The organism is Sabulibacter ruber, from assembly GCF_017355955.1.
Taxonomy (GTDB): domain Bacteria; phylum Bacteroidota; class Bacteroidia; order Cytophagales; family Hymenobacteraceae; genus Nibribacter; species Nibribacter ruber_A.
Window position 1 is genome coordinate 1,516,276 of the sequence record NZ_JAFFID010000001.1, and the last position, 17,495, is coordinate 1,533,770.

The 17,495-nt window shown below is 50.0% G+C and carries 13 protein-coding genes; 4 read left to right on the plus strand and 9 right to left on the minus strand.

Features of this window, described 5'->3' with window-relative positions:
- Nucleotides 1–13: 13 nt before the first annotated feature.
- From ilvB to JT719_RS06205, 6 genes are all read right to left on the minus strand, one after another.
- Nucleotides 14–1,747, minus strand: a complete 1,734-nt coding sequence (ilvB, locus tag JT719_RS06180; RefSeq protein WP_242693084.1) for a biosynthetic-type acetolactate synthase large subunit — start codon at nucleotides 1,745–1,747, stop codon at nucleotides 14–16.
- The gene (gene ilvD / locus JT719_RS06185) at nucleotides 1,710–3,431 is read right to left on the minus strand and encodes a dihydroxy-acid dehydratase (RefSeq protein ID WP_207431683.1); all 1,722 of its coding nucleotides are present in this window, start codon (nucleotides 3,429–3,431) and stop codon (nucleotides 1,710–1,712) included. Before ilvD ends, ilvB begins: the two co-directional genes overlap by 38 nt.
- A gap of 215 nt (nucleotides 3,432–3,646) precedes the next feature.
- On the minus strand, nucleotides 3,647–4,765 hold the full coding sequence (leuB, locus tag JT719_RS06190) for a 3-isopropylmalate dehydrogenase (RefSeq protein ID WP_207431685.1): 1,119 nt from the start codon (nucleotides 4,763–4,765) through the stop codon (nucleotides 3,647–3,649).
- The gene (gene leuD, locus JT719_RS06195; protein WP_207431686.1) at nucleotides 4,753–5,349 is read right to left on the minus strand and encodes a 3-isopropylmalate dehydratase small subunit; all 597 of its coding nucleotides are present in this window, start codon (nucleotides 5,347–5,349) and stop codon (nucleotides 4,753–4,755) included. Before leuD ends, leuB begins: the two co-directional genes overlap by 13 nt.
- A gap of 123 nt (nucleotides 5,350–5,472) precedes the next feature.
- The gene (gene leuC, locus JT719_RS06200) at nucleotides 5,473–6,930 is read right to left on the minus strand and encodes a 3-isopropylmalate dehydratase large subunit (protein ID WP_207431687.1); all 1,458 of its coding nucleotides are present in this window, start codon (nucleotides 6,928–6,930) and stop codon (nucleotides 5,473–5,475) included.
- Between the two features lie 106 nt (nucleotides 6,931–7,036).
- Nucleotides 7,037–8,203 (minus strand): 2-isopropylmalate synthase, encoded by a 1,167-nt coding sequence (locus JT719_RS06205; protein ID WP_207431688.1) that lies wholly within the window; start codon nucleotides 8,201–8,203, stop codon nucleotides 7,037–7,039.
- 146 nt (nucleotides 8,204–8,349) lie between these two features.
- Between JT719_RS06205 and JT719_RS06210 the strand changes: the two genes are divergently transcribed.
- Entirely contained in the window at nucleotides 8,350–9,897 is a 1,548-nt protein-coding gene (locus tag JT719_RS06210) for a hypothetical protein (RefSeq protein ID WP_207431689.1), read from the plus strand.
- Between the two features lie 791 nt (nucleotides 9,898–10,688).
- Nucleotides 10,689–11,270 carry an SUKH-4 family immunity protein gene (locus JT719_RS06215; protein ID WP_207431690.1) on the plus strand — a complete coding sequence of 194 codons (582 nt, stop codon included), beginning with the start codon at nucleotides 10,689–10,691 and terminating at the stop codon, nucleotides 11,268–11,270.
- 221 nt (nucleotides 11,271–11,491) lie between these two features.
- On the opposite strand, the gene JT719_RS06220 is transcribed toward JT719_RS06215, so the two are convergent.
- Nucleotides 11,492–12,286, minus strand: a complete 795-nt coding sequence (locus JT719_RS06220) for a winged helix-turn-helix domain-containing protein (protein WP_242693085.1) — start codon at nucleotides 12,284–12,286, stop codon at nucleotides 11,492–11,494.
- 284 nt (nucleotides 12,287–12,570) lie between these two features.
- On the opposite strand from JT719_RS06220, the gene JT719_RS06225 reads away from it, so the two are divergent.
- Nucleotides 12,571–13,110, plus strand: a complete 540-nt coding sequence (locus JT719_RS06225; RefSeq protein WP_207431693.1) for a hypothetical protein — start codon at nucleotides 12,571–12,573, stop codon at nucleotides 13,108–13,110.
- Between the two features lie 214 nt (nucleotides 13,111–13,324).
- Nucleotides 13,325–13,819, plus strand: a complete 495-nt coding sequence (locus tag JT719_RS06230) for a YkgJ family cysteine cluster protein (RefSeq protein WP_207431694.1) — start codon at nucleotides 13,325–13,327, stop codon at nucleotides 13,817–13,819.
- A gap of 117 nt (nucleotides 13,820–13,936) precedes the next feature.
- On the opposite strand, the gene JT719_RS06235 is transcribed toward JT719_RS06230, so the two are convergent.
- Nucleotides 13,937–16,255 carry a DUF7133 domain-containing protein gene (locus JT719_RS06235; protein WP_207431696.1) on the minus strand — a complete coding sequence of 773 codons (2,319 nt, stop codon included), beginning with the start codon at nucleotides 16,253–16,255 and terminating at the stop codon, nucleotides 13,937–13,939.
- 102 nt (nucleotides 16,256–16,357) lie between these two features.
- Nucleotides 16,358–17,425, minus strand: coding sequence for a DUF6807 domain-containing protein (locus JT719_RS06240; protein WP_423227969.1), 1,068 nt, complete (start codon nucleotides 17,423–17,425; stop codon nucleotides 16,358–16,360).
- Between the last annotated feature and the right edge of the window lie 70 nt (nucleotides 17,426–17,495).

A 17,495-nucleotide genomic window follows, 5' to 3' on the forward strand; every position in this document is an offset into this window, starting at 1 on the left:
TTTGGTTAGGCACCTATTTTAATCTGATTTCGCTCACGCTGCAGCCTTGCGGCACCATGGGGAACACGTTGTTCTCTTTGGTCACCATCACTTCCAACAGGAAGGAACCAGGATGCTCCAGCATTTCTTTCAGGGCATCATTGAGGTCGGCGCGTTGGTTCACGCTTCTGCCCGAGATGCCGTAGCCTTTGGCTACCGTCACGTAATCGGGGCTCTGGATGTCCACGAAGGAGTAGCGCCGCTCATGGAACAACTCCTGCCATTGCCGCACCATGCCCAGAAACTGGTTGTTGAGGATGAGGATTTTCACGTCCACGCCGCTCTGCATGATGGTGCCCAGCTCCTGAATGGTCATCTGCACGCCACCGTCGCCAATCACGGCAACAACTGTTCTATCCTCTGCGCCAAACTTAGCCCCAATGGCTGCTGGCAGCGCGAAGCCCATGGTGCCCAAGCCGCCGCTGGTGATGTTGCTGCGGGTGTGGTTCAGCTTGGCGTAGCGGCAGGCCACCATCTGGTGCTGTCCTACATCGGTTACAATGATGGCTTCGCCTTTAGTGAGTTCGTTCAGTTGCTGGATTACCTCGCCCATGGTCATTTCCCCTGAGGTTGGGAACAGCTCTTCGCGAATGACCGCGTCAATCTCCTGCTGCTCAAACTCCTGGAATTTCGCCAGCCACTCAGTGTGCTGTTTCTTTTCCACCAATTGCGTCAGCAGCGGCAAGGTTTCCTTGCAGTCGCCCCACACCGGCACGGTGGTTTTTACGTTTTTGTCAATCTCGGCGGGGTCAATGTCCAGGTGGATGATTTTGGCTTGTTTGGCGTATTTGTCCAACCTACCGGTTACGCGGTCATCGAACCGCATGCCAATGGCGATCAAAACATCGCACTCGTTCGTCATCACGTTGGGGCCGTAGTTGCCGTGCATGCCCAACATGCCCACGTTCAGCGGGTGGTCACTTGGCAAAGCGCCCGCGCCCATGATGGTCCAAGCCGCCGGAATACCGGATTTCTCCAGGAACTCACGGAACTCCTGCTCGGCCGCGCCCAGCATCACGCCCTGGCCCCACAACACGAATGGCTTTTTAGCGCTGTTGATGAGTTCGGCCGCTCGTTCAATGTATTCTTTCCTTACAATCGGCTTTGGCCGATAACTGCGGATGTGGTCGCATCGCTTATAGCCCTGGAAAGGGAACTTCTGCAACTGGGCATTTTTGGTAATGTCAATTAGAACCGGTCCGGGCCGACCGGTGCGCGCGATATGAAACGCCTTGGCCAGCACCTCCGGGATCTCGGTGGCATCAGTTACCTGGTAGTTCCACTTGGTCACCGGGGTAGTGATCCCGATCACATCGGCTTCCTGGAACGCATCGGTGCCCAGCAGGTGCGCGAACACCTGGCCGGTGATGCAGACCAGCGGCGTGCTGTCAATGAGGGCATCGGCGAGGCCGGTGATGAGGTTGGTGGCGCCCGGACCGCTGGTCGCGAACACCACGCCTACTTTGCCGGAGGCACGGGCATAACCCTGGCCCGCGTGGATTCCGCCTTGTTCGTGGCGCACCAACACGTGCTTCATGTTCCCGGGAAAATCGAACAGGGCATCGTAGATGGGCATGATGGCCCCACCGGGATAGCCAAAGATCGTGTCCACCCCTTCCACGGAAAGGGCGTGCAACAGCGCCTGACTGCCGCTAATCATGGTGTCTGTTTCAGGCAAGGCTGGGGCTTGTTTCTCTTGCGTTAACATAGGCTTCTTCCTGTAAATCGGTGATACAACCGTGGCTGGCATCACTTACTGTTCTGATATATTTCAAAAGCACTCCCCCTTGCACATTTGGCTTAGGTCTTTGCCATTGGCTTCTCCGGAGGGCTAACTCGGCATCGTCTAGCTGCACATCTATGGTATTGGTGGTAGCGTCCAGCACAATCCAGTCGCCGTCTTCTACCAGGGCAATGGTTCCGCCGTCATAGGCTTCGGGGCAGACATGGCCGATGACGAATCCGTGCGTACCGCCCGAGAACCTGCCATCGGTAATGAGGGCTACTTTATCGCCTAATCCAGCACCCATGATGGCTGAGGTGGGTTTCAACATTTCGGGCATGCCGGGTCCGCCTTTTGGTCCCACGTAGCGAATCACCACTACCTGGCCAGGCTGGATTTTGCCATGGGTGATGCCCTCGTTCAGTTCTTCTTCTGAATTGAAGACAATGGCGGGTCCTTCAAACCGCAGGCCTTCTTTCCCGGAGATTTTCGCCACAGCGCCTTTGCTGGCCAGGTTGCCATACAAGATCTGGATGTGGCCGTCTGCTTTGATGGGGTTAGAAAGCGGTCTTAACAAATCCTGCTCCTCTCCCAGTGGCTTCACGTTGGCTAAGTTCTCGGCTAAGGTTTTGCCGGTGACAGTCATTAAATCGCCTTTGAGCAAACCTGCTTCCAGTAAGGTTTTCTGCACGGCAGGCACTCCACCTAAAGCGGATAGGTCTTCCATCAGGTATTTGCCGCTGGGCTTCAGATCGGCCAGCACCGGCACCCGGTTGCTGACTTCCTGGAAATCTTCCATCGTCAGTTTAACGCCGGCGGCATGGGCGATGGCAATCAGGTGCAAAACGGCGTTGGTAGAACCACCCAATACGGTAATCATCACCAGTGCATTCTCAAAAGCCTCGCGCACCAAGATGTCGCGGGGCTTGATATCTTTCTCTAACAGTTGCAGAATGTAGGCGCCGGTATCCAAGGCTTCCTGGTTTTTCTCGGCGCTCACCGCTGTGGAAGACGAAGAGAATGGAAGGCTCATGCCCAGGGTCTCAATGGCGGCGGCCATGGTGTTGGCGGTGTACATCCCCCCGCAAGCCCCCGGGCCCGGACACGCGTTCCGGATGATGCCCCGGTAGTCTTCGTCAGAGATAGCGCCGTTCAGTTTTTTACCGTAGGCCTCAAAGCAGGACACAATGTTCAGCTTCTGGCCTTTGTACTCCCCACCCTTAATGGTCCCGCCGTACACCATCAGCGAGGGGCGGTTCAGGCGCGCCATGGCAATCAACGCACCTGGCATGTTTTTGTCGCAGCCCACCACGGTAGCCACGGCGTCATAGTAATGGGCACCGGCCATGGCTTCAATAGAATCAGCGATCAACTCTCGGGATACCAGCGAAAAGCGCATCCCGGCGTTGCCGTTGGTGATGCCGTCGCTCACGCCAATGGTGTTGAAGCGAAGCCCCACCATGCCGTTGGCCTGCACGCCCATTTTCACGGCATCGGCTAACCCATTGAGGTGCATGTTACAGGTGTTTCCCTCAAAGCCTGTGGAGCAGATGCCCACAAACGGTTTGCGCAGATCGGCCTCCGGAATACCCGAGCCGATGAGCATAGCCTGGGAAGCCGGTAAGCTGTCGTCTTTGGTGTAGATGCTGCTGTATTTATTTAATGCCATGGTTCGTAATGCGGTGTTTTTGAGGTGTTTTCACAAAAAAAGAGCCTTTCTACCGGGTGGTGAGAAAGGCTCTGAAGGATTGTAAGAGGCCGTTCCTACCCACCTTGCGGCAGAGGAATAATGACAATAATGGAAATGACCGACTGTAGTCGCATCTGGTATTATCTTTGGTTTCAGGCATGTTTTCAGCAAAACTGGCCTGAAACGTTTCTTCGTTAAATGATGGTGCTTAGCCCTATCTCCAGGTTTTTCAGGTGCCGGAAACACTCGCCGCCTTCCTGCACATAGTCGGCGATGAAGCCGCCCACCTGCTCGGTGGTGAACGGGTTTTCCTTGTTCAGTTCCGGGGTCAGCACGTTTCTTTTCAGGGCGTATTCCACGCCTTCTTTCACCAGATCTGCCTCTTCCTGCAACCCGAAATGCTCCAGCATCATGGCTACCGAAAGAATGGTAGCAATAGGGTTAGCGATACCTTTGCCCTTGGCCTGCGGGAAAGAACCGTGGATGGGTTCAAACAACGCTGCGGTCTCCCCTACCGATGCCGAAGGAAGCAAGCCCAGCGAGCCGGCGATCACCGAGGCCTCGTCTGAGATGATATCCCCGAACATATTCTCGGTGAGGATCACGTCAAACTGTTTCGGGTTCAGGATCATCTGCATGGCGGCGTTGTCCACGAACAGGTAATCCACCGCTACCGAAGGATATTCCGGGGCGATCTGCTGCACCACTTCGCGCCACAGACGGGACGTTTCCAGCACGTTGGCTTTGTCTACCAGGGTCAGTTTGTTCCGGCGGTTAGCCGCTGCCTGAAAGGCCAGATGCGCGATGCGCACGATCTCTTCTTTAGAGTAAAAGCAGTTGTCAAAAGCGCCATCCTCGGTGCGGCCTTTCTCCCCGAAGTAGATACCGCCGGTCAGCTCCCGGTAGATCATCATGTCTACGCCCGAGATGCGGTCTGCTTTCAAAGGAGAATGCTCCAACAACACGTCATAGGCAGTTACCGGGCGGATGTTGGCGTACAAGCCCAAAGATTTACGCAGGCGCAACAAACCTTGCTCTGGGCGTACTTTGGCGGCCGGGTTGTTGTCGTATTTAGGATCACCAATAGCCCCCAGCAGGATGGCATCGGCTTCAAAGCAGGCTTGCAGGGTTGATTCAGGCAGCGGGTTGCCGGTGGCATCAATGGCGCAGGCGCCCATCAGCTGCACATCCAGTTCAAACTCATGCCCGAAGCGTTCAGAAACGGCTTCTAATACTTTGAGGGCTTCGGCACATACTTCTGGTCCAATTCCGTCGCCGGGGAGAACGGCTATCTTTTTACTTAATACGCCCATGGTCTGCTCTTTTCGTATTGTTCTATTGCGTCTTTCTGATTTACTAAATAATCAATGTCATCGTAGCCATTGATCAGGCACTCTTTCTTGTAGGCGTCAATCTCAAACGGGATCTTCTCCTCCCAAGCCGGCACCTGTAATTCCTGTTTCACCAGGTCCACCACCAGGGTGGTCTGCGGGTCTTCCTCAATCTGGCCCAACAGTCTTGCCAAAACCTCATCTGAGACCTGAAGCGGCAACAGTCCATTGTTCAGGGCGTTGCCTTTGAAAATATCAGCGAAGAAGCTGGAAATCACCACTTTGAAACCAGCATCATAGATTGCCCAGGCGGCGTGCTCACGGCTACTACCGCACCCAAAGTTCTTGCCCGCTACCAGAATCTGACCGCTGTAACGGCCGGTGTTCATCACGAAATCGGCTTTGGGCTGACCGGCGTTATCAAAGCGCCAGTCTCGGAATAAATTCTCCCCGAAGCCTTCGCGCGAAGTAGCCTTCAGGAAGCGGGCCGGGATAATCTGGTCGGTATCTATATTCTCAATCGGGAGCGGAACCGCCGTAGATTGAAGCACTTCAAACTTTTCCATCTAACTGTTTTATGTACCACAAGGGCACTTTACAATTCTTAATCTGATCGTCCCCCTTTGAAGGAGGTTGGGGGATGATTTCTCGGGCAGATCAAGCATCCCCGAGAACCACTTTCCACCCCATCAGAGCAACTGCTCTGCTTCTTCGTACTGCTTTGTCATCCCCAATCGGCTCCCTGAAGATTCATTCAGGTATTGGGTGATGTCCACAATCTTGCCTTCCACGGCGGTGATGGCCGCCACCAGCGGGCTGGCCAGCAAGGTGCGGGAACCCGGTCCCTGACGGCCTTCAAAGTTGCGGTTAGAGGTGGAAACGCAGTAAGCACCTGCCGGAATCTTGTCTTCGTTCATGGCCAGACAGGCGCTGCAGCCCGGCTCACGGAGTTCAAAACCAGCCTCGGCCAGCACTTTGTCAATGCCTTCCTCAATGGCTTGCTTCTCCACGTGTTTGGAACCTGGTACTATGATGGCCTCCACGTGGGGGGCTTTACGCTTGCCTTGGACGAATTTGGCTACCTGGCGCAGATCCTCAATGCGGGAGTTGGTGCAGGACCCGATGAACACATACTGAATTTCCTTGCCCAGCAAGGATTCGCCCGGCTGAAAACCCATGTAGTTCAACGACTTGTTGTAGCTGGCCACTTCACTGGCCGGAACATCAGTAGGGATCACCTCATTGATGGCCATGCCCATGCCTGGGTTGGTCCCGAAGGTGATCATAGGCGCGATGTCCTGCGCATCAAAGAAGAACTCTTTGTCAAAGGTGGCGTCTTCGTCGGTGTACAGGGTAGACCAGTAGTCCACGGCTTGCTCCCACCGCTCACCCTGCGGCGCAAACGGACGGCCTTTCAGGTATTCAAAAGTGGTTTGGTCAGGGGCAATCATGCCGCCGCGGGCACCCATCTCTATGCTCATGTTGCAGACCGTCATGCGGCCTTCCATGCTCAGGGCGCGGAACGCACTGCCGGCGTACTCTACGAAGTACCCCGTTGCCCCGCCGGTTCCCAGTTTGGAGATCACGTACAGGATGATGTCTTTGGCGGTAACGCCGTTTTTCACTTCCCCCTCTACCGTGATGCGCATACTCTTCGGTTTGCTTAGCAGCAAGGTCTGAGACGCCATTACCTGCGCCACCTGGCTGGTACCAATCCCGAAAGCAATTGCTCCGAAAGCTCCGTGGGTAGAGGTATGGCTATCGCCGCACACAATGGTCATGCCGGGTTGAGTCAACCCTAATTCCGGCCCCATTACGTGCACTATGCCCTGGTTTTCATGGCCCAGGCCGTACAGTTCAATGTTGTGCTTGGCGCAGTTTTCAGTGAGTTTGTCCACCTGAAAACGGGAAAGCGGCTCCTCAATGGGGAGGTGCTGGTTTTTGGTGGGTACGTTATGGTCGGCGGTAGCCACAATCTGCTCCTTGCGGAACAATGGCAATCCGCGGTGTTCAATCTCGTCAAATGCTTGCGGGCTGGTTACCTCGTGGATGAGGTGACGGTCAATGTAAAACACGTCCAATCCACCCCCAGGAATGGATTTCACCACGTGGGCAGCCCAAATCTTATCTAATAATGTTTTCGCCATAGTTTTCTCTCTTTTGTCCTCCTGGAAAGTTCTTGTTGGCCAGCTAGCGCTTCAACCGCTTTTGCCGTTCGCCATTAGGTTCCTTTCAGGAAGACAGGAAAGGGTTTTAGTTCGCAGAAACCAAATTATCCTGCTCCACCATCAAATGGAGGTCTTCGTCTACTACTTCTTTCTTTTTATCTGCCACTACCAGGAACGCAGCATACGCTTTGTCCAAGGCTGATTTTTCTAGGGAATAGCCCAATTTCTGCATGCGGTAGGCCAAAGCGGCTCTGCCGGAACGGGCAGTTAATACAATAGAAGAATCCTCGGCGCCTACTTCTTTGGGATCAATGATCTCATAGGTTTCGCGGTGCTTAATCACGCCGTCCTGGTGGATGCCGCTGGAGTGTGCGAACGCGTTGGCGCCCACAATAGCCTTATTCGGCTGCACCTGCATGCGCATCATGTGCGATACCAAATGTGAGGTCTCGGTCAACAGACGGGTGTTCACGCTGGTGTCCAGGTTCAGGTACGGGTGCTGACGGAGAATCATGACGACTTCTTCCAGGGCTGTATTGCCGGCGCGCTCCCCTACCCCGTTGATGGTACACTCAATCTGGCGGGCTCCGTTGATCACTCCGGAAATGGAGTTGGCGGTAGCCAAGCCTAAATCATTGTGGCAATGCGTGGAAAGGGTTACGTTCTGTACGCCGCGCACATTCTCGTAGAGGTACTTGATCTTGGCCCCGTATTCTTCGGGCAGGCAGTACCCGGTGGTATCCGGAATGTTCAATACGGTGGCTCCGGCTTTGATGGCCGCTTCGCACACCATGGCCAGGAACTCGTTATCGGTCCGGCCGGCGTCTTCGGCGTAGAACTCTACGTCCTCCACAAAGCTTTTCGCCAACTTCACGGCAGCCACGGCCCGCTCAATGACATCGGCTTGGGTAGTGCGCAGTTTGAATTTCACGTGCGACTCAGAAGTACCAATACCAGTGTGGATTCTGGGGAAACGGGCAGCTTTCAAGGCCTCGGCAGCTACCCTGATGTCGTTTTCCACGGCGCGGGTAAGTCCGCAGACAGTGGCGTCCTTGGTTTGGGCCGCAATGGCCCGAACCGCCTCAAAATCGCCGGGGCTGGAAACCGGAAACCCTGCCTCAATCACGTTCACGCCCAGAAGCTCCAATTGCCGTGCAATGATCAACTTCTCCTCCATGTTCAATTTGCAGCCAGGCACCTGTTCGCCGTCGCGCAACGTTGTATCAAATATTTGTATCTTCTGAGCTGACATCGTTATTTTGGCTTCTATTCGGATACAAAGAAGCGCGTACTAATACGGAAGCAAAAAATTATTTTTCGCCGTTCTACTATTTCTGGCCACCCCTTCTTAAATTATAAAATACTGAAAATCAATATTTTAACAACTTCCTATTTACAATGCCTAACCAAAATATTGATCCTATTTTTCAGTTAATAAAATCACTGACCCCCTCAGAGAAACGGCATTTCCGGCTGAACACCAATAAGAGCGGCTCCAGCGAAGACTTGAAGTTTTTGCAGTTGTTTGATGCCATGGAACAGCAGGACACCCTTAATGAGTCCCAGATTCTGAAGCAGGTGCCCAGCATTAAGAAGGCGCAACTGGCTAACCTGAAGAACAACCTGTACAAGCACCTGCTCGCCAGTTTAAGAACGTTCCATGCCCCACAGAACCTGGACATCCAACTGCATGAGCAGCTGGATTATGCGCGCGTACTCTATAATAAAGGGTTTTACCAGCAGAGCCTGAAAATACTGGACAAAGTAAAAGTATCTGCGCTGGAGTATGAGTTGCCGCACATTGCCCTTACCGCCATTGACTTTGAGAAGCTCATTGAGAGCCAATACATCACGCGTAGTTTAAGTGGTCGGGCCGAGGACCTGACCCAACAAGCCACCCAGGTTTCTTCGCACATCTACCGGATGCACCAGCTCTCCAACGTGGCCCTGCGCCTGTACGGCCATTACCTGAAGGTAGGCCTGGCCCGGAACCAGGAAGACTATGAATCCATCACGGCTTTCTTCCTGGAGAACCTGCCGGAGATTGACTACCAGAACGCCGGCTTCTACGAGAAACTGTATTTCTACCAGGCCCACGTATGGTACCACCTCATGACCCAGGACCTGAAGGCCTGCTACCGTTACGCCCAGAAATGGGTAGATCTGTTTGACGAGTACCCGCACATGAAGGAGCGGCGGCCGGTACTGTATATAAAAGGCATGCACAACCTGCTCAACGCCCTCTACAACCTGCTGTACCATTCTAAGTTTGTGCAGGTCTTGCAGCAACTGGAGGAGTTTGCCGATGATCCAAAGCGCCGCTCCAACGCCAACATTGATACGCTGCTATTCCTTTATATCTATACCAATAAGATCAACGCCTACTTTCTGGAAGGGAAGTTCACCGAGGGGCTGAAGGTGATTCCGGGTGTATTGAAGAACCTGGAAGGTTTCCATGCGCAACTGGACCCGCACCGGATGCTGGTGTTCTATTACAAGATCGCCAGCTTGTACTTCGGCAGCGGCGATTTCAAGAAAGCGATTGAGTACCTGAACAAGGTCATCCACCACAGCAACACCAGTCTGCGCGAAGACCTGCAGTGTTTCGCCCGCATCCTGAACCTGATCGCCCACTACGAAGCCGGCTACGACGACGATGCCCTGGACTACCAGATCCGGACGGTGTACCACTTCCTGGGCAAAATGGACAACCAGCAGCAAATGCAGGTAGAGATTTTCCGTTTTCTGCGCAATGTGGGAAATATAGCCCCAAATCAGGTGAGAGAGGCTTTTATCACCCTCAAGGAAAAGCTCATTGCCATCTCCGAGAACCCTTACGAACGCCGGCCTTTCATGTACCTGGACATCATCTCCTGGCTGGAAAGCAAGATCGAGAACGTGCCAGTGCAGGAGATTATGAAAAGGAAGGCGGGTAGATTGAAGTAGGGTGGTGTTTTAAGGCTGTTTTGGGGAAATTAGGCCTAAAACAGAGTTAGCGGTTCTTACCTTATTCATTTGGAGAGAATTATATATTGGAGAGAATTATATATTGGAGAGAATTATATAGCATGTTTGGAAGGGCAGTTCCGTTAATCGGCTGATTCTGAGCGGATAACTGGAAGTTTGACACTATACACAGAGCCAATAACCGGAACTCACTCCGTTTGTGCGGTAGTTAGGCGTAATGCATAAAAAATGAAGAAGATAAGAATAGCTTTGAGAGTAATCTTTGCCATGGCCTTGATTGTTTTTGCTACTAAGTCTTTTTCTCAGAATATAGCGACGTCTACCGAGGGCATTGTCAAAAAGATCCGAAACCAGCCTTCGCTTTTGCTAAACCACCGATTGACAAGGAAGAATATAAGATTAGCCAATAAATTGTCCGAAAAAGCCACCGACATCGAATTGATTAAGTTAACAGGCAGTGAGGATGAAAAGTAGCATGTTTAGCGTTTTTACTCCTAAAGAAAAGGAATTATCCGGCACTAGATTCCATCTATAATGCTTTTATCAAACGTGCATTGGAAGACCGCAGGATGATAAACAGATATAACAACAAGTGGAAGGGACATAATATTCTTCTGGAATCTGATGAAAACTTTGTTTACGATGTGTACAACAAGGGAAAATATTTGGAAAATCTGAAATAGCACTACGCCTAACATTGTATAAAAATCATGCTTCGGCCGACGGCCTCGCACGTTTTTTATACTAACCGTTAGCTGTAATATCAATTAATGAAATCAGAAGAGTTTTTAAAGAAGTGGAAGTCACTTGGTAGCGAACATTTGGTTGCAGAGCCAAACCTGCAATCATCTTTCGATTTAGGCTCTGTAGCTTTCGATTTTCTATTTATTATAGGCATGCCATCAGAGTTCCAAGAGCTGAACTTTGACTACTTACAGGAAAAGAAGTTGGTCACAGTTAACCAAATGTGGGAGCTTAATGACTCTGACTATGACAAATATTTGGCAATTGGTTTTAATGGAGCAGGTGACCCAATAGCAATAAATCTTGAGACACAAGAAATGCTTTATCTAAATCATGACAACTACTTTAAGGAGGTTTTTATAAATTCTGATTTAAAGAAGTTTGCTTTTAGCGCAATAAGAATCAACAGTTTCTTTGATAGTTTTAATAAACTATTTACTGACTCCCTCTTCAATACCGAATTTTCAGATGAAGAATTTAACAAGGTTCTTGAAGACTTGAAATTGATAGATTCAAAAGTATTTGAGATTCCAGGAAGCCACTGGCAAAACACTTTAGAAACTTATAAGTGGGAAAGAGATGAAGAAAGAAAAAAATACAACAGATAAACGCCAGCATCGGCCGACGTCCTCGCCCACCGTTTAGCTTAACCGTTGTACGCAACTGCAAAAACGAACCGTCTGCGTAAATCCACATTTTTTGCTTGGCGGGCTTTAACAAGGGCAACAATTTTCGGCATTGACAACTGCGCTTACTTTTGCGGTAAACTTGCTCAATAATAAGTGTCAAATTAATTCTAATAACCTCAGTTCAAAGCGGGAAGATTTTCTTAACCGCTGATTTCAAGCTTATATCCTTTGCCGCGTATGACCACAATCTTGATATTCGGATCAAATTCCAGTTTCTTTCTAAGTTTTGAAATGAACATATCCAGACTGCGGCCAACTATAACACCTTCATCTTCCCATATTTCTTTTTGTAGCCGGCTTCGCTCTATAGTCTCATTAGGAGACAGCGCGAAAATGCGCAGTACACGGGCTTCAGTTCTGGTTAAGTCTAGAGTATTTCCATTTATTATGAGTTTACGAGCCTCCGCGTCGAACGACATTGACCCCAAAAGGATTATACCAGTAGGCAGACTTTCAGGTAAGGCCTTCCGCGGCTTAACAGATCCTATTAAAATAAATCCAACAAAGACTAAAACTGTCAGGCTGCCCAGAAGGTATCCATTCTTCGCGGTGATTATTCCTGGCGGTTTGAATTTAATACTAATCTTGTAACACGCTACGGGTTGCCTTCTTCCTATACAGGCTACAATATCTTCTTTCTTATTTTTTGATATTGCATATCCATAGGCTACACTGGCGTTGGCACAGTTCAGTACATTAACCACGTAATCACTTGTGAGCGGGTCTTGGGCTAACACACGCTGCGTAGTATTCACCAAGGATTCGGGCTGAAAAGAAAAGGCATTCTCAAAACTGATCTGGTATTCATTTCCAGCGATCTTTTTTACCGGAAGTACTCGTGATACACTGTCGCCCGACTGCAAAAGTAATTCATGTCCGATTCGGCGAAGTAAAACTTCCCTTCTGGCAAAGTCATAGTCATCATTGCCGGCCATGCTGAATGCCACGCATACTATCGAGATAAACGTGAGTAGTAGTAGTAATAGTCCGCCCAGGTGCTTTCGATTGACGGGCAAGAGATTTCTTCTAACAGGCATGATGTCAAGATATTATTTACAAAGTTTACATTCTTATTTACGATCCAAGTCCCTGAGCCTGAAATAAATCAACGTATTTTTATTGCACCAACTTCAAGAGGATTCGAAAAATAAATGAAAAGCCTTAAACGAATCTGATGTATCAGGAGAGGGGTCTATGTTAATTAAAACTACAAAGAATTATGAAAAAGGTTATGTATGCGCTGATCTTACCGCTGGTGGTGGTAAGCGGACTAGTATTCGCCAATCGCGATATCAAAAATGAAACTCCTAAAAAACCAACCACAAAGCCACTCTCTGCTGCAGAAAGGGAAGCCGCATTGAAAAAGTGGGAGGCTACCCCTGAAGGTATCATGTACAAAAAATGGGAAGCGTCTCCCGCAGGTAAAAAAGTGTTTGCCAGTGAGGCTAAAGTAAGGAAGTCCCTTAGAGATTATACCAATATGGAGGGAGTGATTACCTCTCTTTCTCTTCCGCAAGGCTCACGATTAGGTTATGGGGTGATGGTCAGGATTAATGGTGATGATTATATTCTAAATTTTGAGCCAGAAAAGTCTCAACTTGAGCAATTGCTTAGCCTGAAAGTTAACGACAAAATAATTATCAGAAGCCGTACCGTATCACATGCCCCCAAGTATTCCTTTCCAATAGTGCGGGGCGACTATGTAGAACGAGATGGTAAAGTTATTTATCAACGTACCCCTCGCAAAGGCGGTTGCTGAGCAAAGTTATGATAGAAAGGCTTTTACTGAATTTAAAGTGAAAAAGCCTCTGACTTCTTTCAAATACCACAACTTCATAAACACTTTTAGGTTCTTCTGCTGCGGCTTTTACATGTACTAACCATTTTAAAGGCGTACCTTGGCCGAACCAATTCGCACCAATGGAAGATGTTTCCTGGAAGAGTACATCTTAAAAGTTTTTAATTCTTAATTAATGAGTGATTCAACCAATATCTGTTTGTCTTGTGGACTCTGCTGTGACGGTACTGTGATTGGTTTCGTACAGCTCGATCGGGAAGAGTTGCCCTTATTGAGAGATATAATAGATATTGAGAATACCAATGGCGAAGGTTTCTTTCTTCAACCCTGTAACAACTACTGTGATGGGTGCACTATTTATTCTAAAAGACCCAAACAATGCGCCAGTTTTGAGTGTGGAATTTTAAAATCAATAGAGAAACAGGAGTTAGACTTTGATGCAGCCCTTGATATCATTAACGTAGTTAAACAAAAGAAATTTACTATTGAAAGCGAGTTAGCGCTACAGCAAATTGAATTACAATCCCAATCATTTTACTTTAAAATGGGAGAAATTAAAAAGCTGATTCAAAAAAATGCTCCTGAATTAGCGTTAACACAAAGCCAACTAAATTTAATAGAAGACATCAAGCAACTTGACAATTTATTGGCAAACAAATTTGATGTCTAACTATTTTATTCAATCAAAAGAGCAAGATAGTTAGACATCAAAATTTTATAAAATCATTCATATGCTACAATAAAACAGCTGCTAATAATAAACTGTAGAGACCAAGCAATAAGCTAGTTATAAGGCATTCAACTCTCCCATGGTGAATGCTTTCTGCCTGCCCTTGTACGCTTTGCGTGCCTGCTCCACCTCTGCTGCCTCTATTTTACCAGCATTGTTGTTCCAGGACTTCCGGATAAAGCTTAGCAGTTCGGCAATGTCTTTATCAGACAGAGCCTTGTTGTGACCAATGCCTGGCATCTCGCCAATAATGTCGGGGGTCTGATACAACATTCCATTTACTTTGACAGGGCCGGTCATGCCATACAGGACAATGGGTATCAACTTGCTTTTGCTGCCGGTTACCCAGTTTGAATTATTCAGCGGCGGCGCCAGACGTTTCACGCCATTCCCATCTGCCCCGTGGCAAGACTGGCAGGTGGAGGCGTACAGCTTGGCGCCAACAGGAAATTCTTTTGCCACTCCTTCAGGATTTTTGCTGCGCTTTACTTTACGCATATCCTCCAGCACTTCTCCCAGCCGCACGTGTAGCACAGAACTTGTATCCTTGGCAGCCATGGTTTTGTGATAGAACACCTCTTCCCTGCCCTGCATACTGCTGATGGCGGCATCTGCCACATATTTGTTCCCAGGATACCGCTTTACAACCGTCTGCACCAGTCGGTCGGCAGCAGGCTTATCAAACTGACGGATACTGGGTGCCAGAAATGCCACATATGTGGCCGCCAGCGAGTCATGTTGTGCTACCAGTTGCCCAAGCACCTGCACAAACGTGGTGTAATTCTTGGCCGTCATAACAGAAGGCAAAACACTCAGGGCCTGCATCCGGATGGTCCATTGTGGCTGTTTGAGCAAGGGCAATACGTCTTCGGGCCGCAAGGCATTCATGCCTTCCAAGGCCCACAGCGCATGTGCAGCCGCTACCGGTTGCTCCCTCTGTTTCAGGAGCTGGCGTAGGGCCGAGATAGCCTGCGGATACTTTTTATCAACCAGCAGTTGCTGTGCCTTGTCACGCACCCATCCGTTTGTATGCTGTAGCAGCTTCACAAGTTGTGATGGCTCCTGCGGCACAACCACCGGTTTAACTTCCTTTTTTGCTGGAACTATCCTGTAAATGCGCCCACAGGTGATGGGCTGCTCCAGTTGCCGTTGGGCTATCTCTTTCGCCAGGTAATCGGTTAAGTAGAATTTATGCTGTATCACGCCTCGGTACATATCCAGCACATACAATCCACCATCGGGACCATCGTACAGGTTGACGGGCCGGAAACGCTCATCTGTGCTTGCCAGGAACTCCCGTCCTTCGTAAGCCTGTGCGCCCTGCACCAGGTAGCCCTTTTCGGTTAGGATGTTGCGCTTGATCAGGTTGGCCGCCGGTTCCGCTACAAAAGCGTTTTGGGAGTACTTTTCTCCAAACAACCCACCCCGGTAAATAACCGGTCCGCAGGCCGCTGTGAAGTTTACCAGGCGCAGGTTTTTGTCTAGAACACCTTCCTGATAGCCCCGGTTTACCCCCGTAGTAGCCCTGGCCGGATATACCCTGTTGTTGCCTACCAGGTCCACATCAAAGCCTGCCACAGTCTGTTGGTTCGCGTTAGCGGCGCCCATGCCCGGGGCGAAATAATCGCCTAACAGGTTTTGGGAGTTGTTGTTGTAATAAAGCCTGCCATGATTGTCCTGGGCAATGCCCCACTGTCCCCTGAAATGCGTTTTTTCAATAAGCCACTTGTCTCCTTTTTTACGGTAGCGCTTGGTGAATTTAGCGCTGTAAATCCAGTTATCCATGGCGCGCAGCAGTCCGTTTGGCTCATGCTCCACATTGCCGCCCTGGGTATAGCTATTATCTACCAGGGTCCTTTTGCCCGGCTTGTCCTGCTTTCTTTCATAGTACCACAGGTTGGGCGGCATGGCCACCAACAAGCCATCCTCTACCAGGCAGAGCGCCCGTGGCAACACAAGGGAGCCCAGGAACACTTTGCGGTCGTCAAATGTACCATCCCCATTCTTGTCTTCCAGAATGACAATTTTACCCGTGGGCAGTTCTTCGCCGGTGCCTGCCGTATCGGGCATGTAGTTCTGCATTTCTGCTACCCACATGCGGCCTTTCTCATCGAAGGTCATGGCTACAGGCGAATTGATTAGGGGCTCTGCTGCCACCAGCTCCACCCTAAACCCTTCCTCAACCTGCATCTTCTTCAGCGATTCCTCCGGAGACAAAACAGGCGAGGAAGCGTACATCTCCCTTATTTTAACCGAGTCTGTTTCAACCTTCTCTCCTTCTTCCTGCGCAACCTTGGTATTACTGTTCGGCTGACAAGCCAGCAGCATCCCTGCACAGGTGAAGGCCAACAGGGCATTATAATAAAAGCTTTTCATGCGGTACTGCTACATTCTTAATACAGATGGTGCGATGCCTGCTAAGTTGTACGTAGCAGGCACCGCACCATCTGGTTTGAACCACGATAGGGATACTTGGTTTTACTTTTTACCGGTGAACTTTTGGTACTGGGCATTTACCTGCTCATCTGTAAGGCTGCTGCCCGATTGAATGACCACCCGGTGCCGGAAGGTAACTGACTTACCAGCAGGAAGCTTGTAGTTAAGCTCTTCCTTACCATCGCTCATTACTTTTTGCCCAAACGGGTTTGCAGCAAACAAGCCATACCCGCGGGCGTGCCAGTAGGTGGGAAAGCCTATGTTCTGCGGGTTATCCATCAGCACTACAGATACCGGCTCATTGCCCACAACCCCGGTCAGGTTCACCCATTTTCCGCGGGTACCCCATACATCGTCGCCATTTTTGCCTTCACTGCTGCGGTAGTTTCCGGTTACGCCTTCGTTGTTCATGACGGGGACAGGTGTTGCTTTGCCGCTGGCATCAGTAAACACCTCTGGTTTGGTAGAAGGATGCTCCAGTTCACGGGCCAGGCGAATGGCTATAACTCCTTCTTTGTTATCCTTAAACAAAACATCTTCCTTCAGGGCTGTTAAGGTAGTGATTCGGTCAATGATGCGAGTATCACCTTCGCCGCAGAAGACGTACTTAGTATCTTCTTTGATTAAGGCCGTACCGTCAGGCTTCTGCCATTCTGAGCTTACCTCCAGTTCTGCTTTGGCATCGCCGTTGGTCATTTTGTTTACCCGGGTATGGCGGATGGTTCCAAAGGGGCCTTTGTGGCTGCCAGTATCATTGGAGTTGTTCCAGAAGTCGTGTCCGTTTACATCGCCAAAGTTAAACCATAGGCCCACGTGGTGCGGGTGGTCTACCCTTTCGCCCGGTCTGGGGTCCATGGGCCAGCCACGCGTGATAAAGTTTCCCCTGGCGGTGCGAATGGGATACAGCACCGGCTTTTTCAGGACATCCGGATAGACATACGAAGTAAAAGGCTTGCCTTCTACGGTTACGTCTACCCGTTTCTCCTGCTTGTTTTCTGTGAGTACAAAGCGCTTTGCCTTGCCCTGCGCACCCACCTGTAGGTTATTGCCCATCAGCAACGCCATGGCCAGCAGAGGTGCTGCAAAGAATTGTATTGGTTTGGTTTTCATGTCTAATCAGTTTTAGAAAATCTACTCCGGCTCCTGCCTCAGGAGCCGGTCCTTTGAGGCCTCTTCTAAG

Coding starts and splice junctions, on each gene's coding strand:
- ilvB (WP_242693084.1), bottom strand. CDS start 1,747: ATGTTAACGCAAGAGAAACAAGCCCCAGCCTTGCCTGAAACAGACACC.
- ilvD (WP_207431683.1), bottom strand. CDS start 3,431: ATGGCATTAAATAAATACAGCAGCATCTACACCAAAGACGACAGCTTA.
- leuB (WP_207431685.1), bottom strand. CDS start 4,765: ATGGGCGTATTAAGTAAAAAGATAGCCGTTCTCCCCGGCGACGGAATT.
- leuD (WP_207431686.1), bottom strand. CDS start 5,349: ATGGAAAAGTTTGAAGTGCTTCAATCTACGGCGGTTCCGCTCCCGATT.
- leuC (WP_207431687.1), bottom strand. CDS start 6,930: ATGGCGAAAACATTATTAGATAAGATTTGGGCTGCCCACGTGGTGAAA.
- JT719_RS06205 (WP_207431688.1), bottom strand. CDS start 8,203: ATGTCAGCTCAGAAGATACAAATATTTGATACAACGTTGCGCGACGGC.
- JT719_RS06210 (WP_207431689.1), top strand. CDS start 8,350: ATGCCTAACCAAAATATTGATCCTATTTTTCAGTTAATAAAATCACTG.
- JT719_RS06215 (WP_207431690.1), top strand. CDS start 10,689: ATGAAATCAGAAGAGTTTTTAAAGAAGTGGAAGTCACTTGGTAGCGAA.
- JT719_RS06220 (WP_242693085.1), bottom strand. CDS start 12,286: ATGGCCGGCAATGATGACTATGACTTTGCCAGAAGGGAAGTTTTACTT.
- JT719_RS06225 (WP_207431693.1), top strand. CDS start 12,571: ATGAAAAAGGTTATGTATGCGCTGATCTTACCGCTGGTGGTGGTAAGC.
- JT719_RS06230 (WP_207431694.1), top strand. CDS start 13,325: ATGAGTGATTCAACCAATATCTGTTTGTCTTGTGGACTCTGCTGTGAC.
- JT719_RS06235 (WP_207431696.1), bottom strand. CDS start 16,255: ATGAAAAGCTTTTATTATAATGCCCTGTTGGCCTTCACCTGTGCAGGG.
- JT719_RS06240 (WP_423227969.1), bottom strand. CDS start 17,425: ATGAAAACCAAACCAATACAATTCTTTGCAGCACCTCTGCTGGCCATG.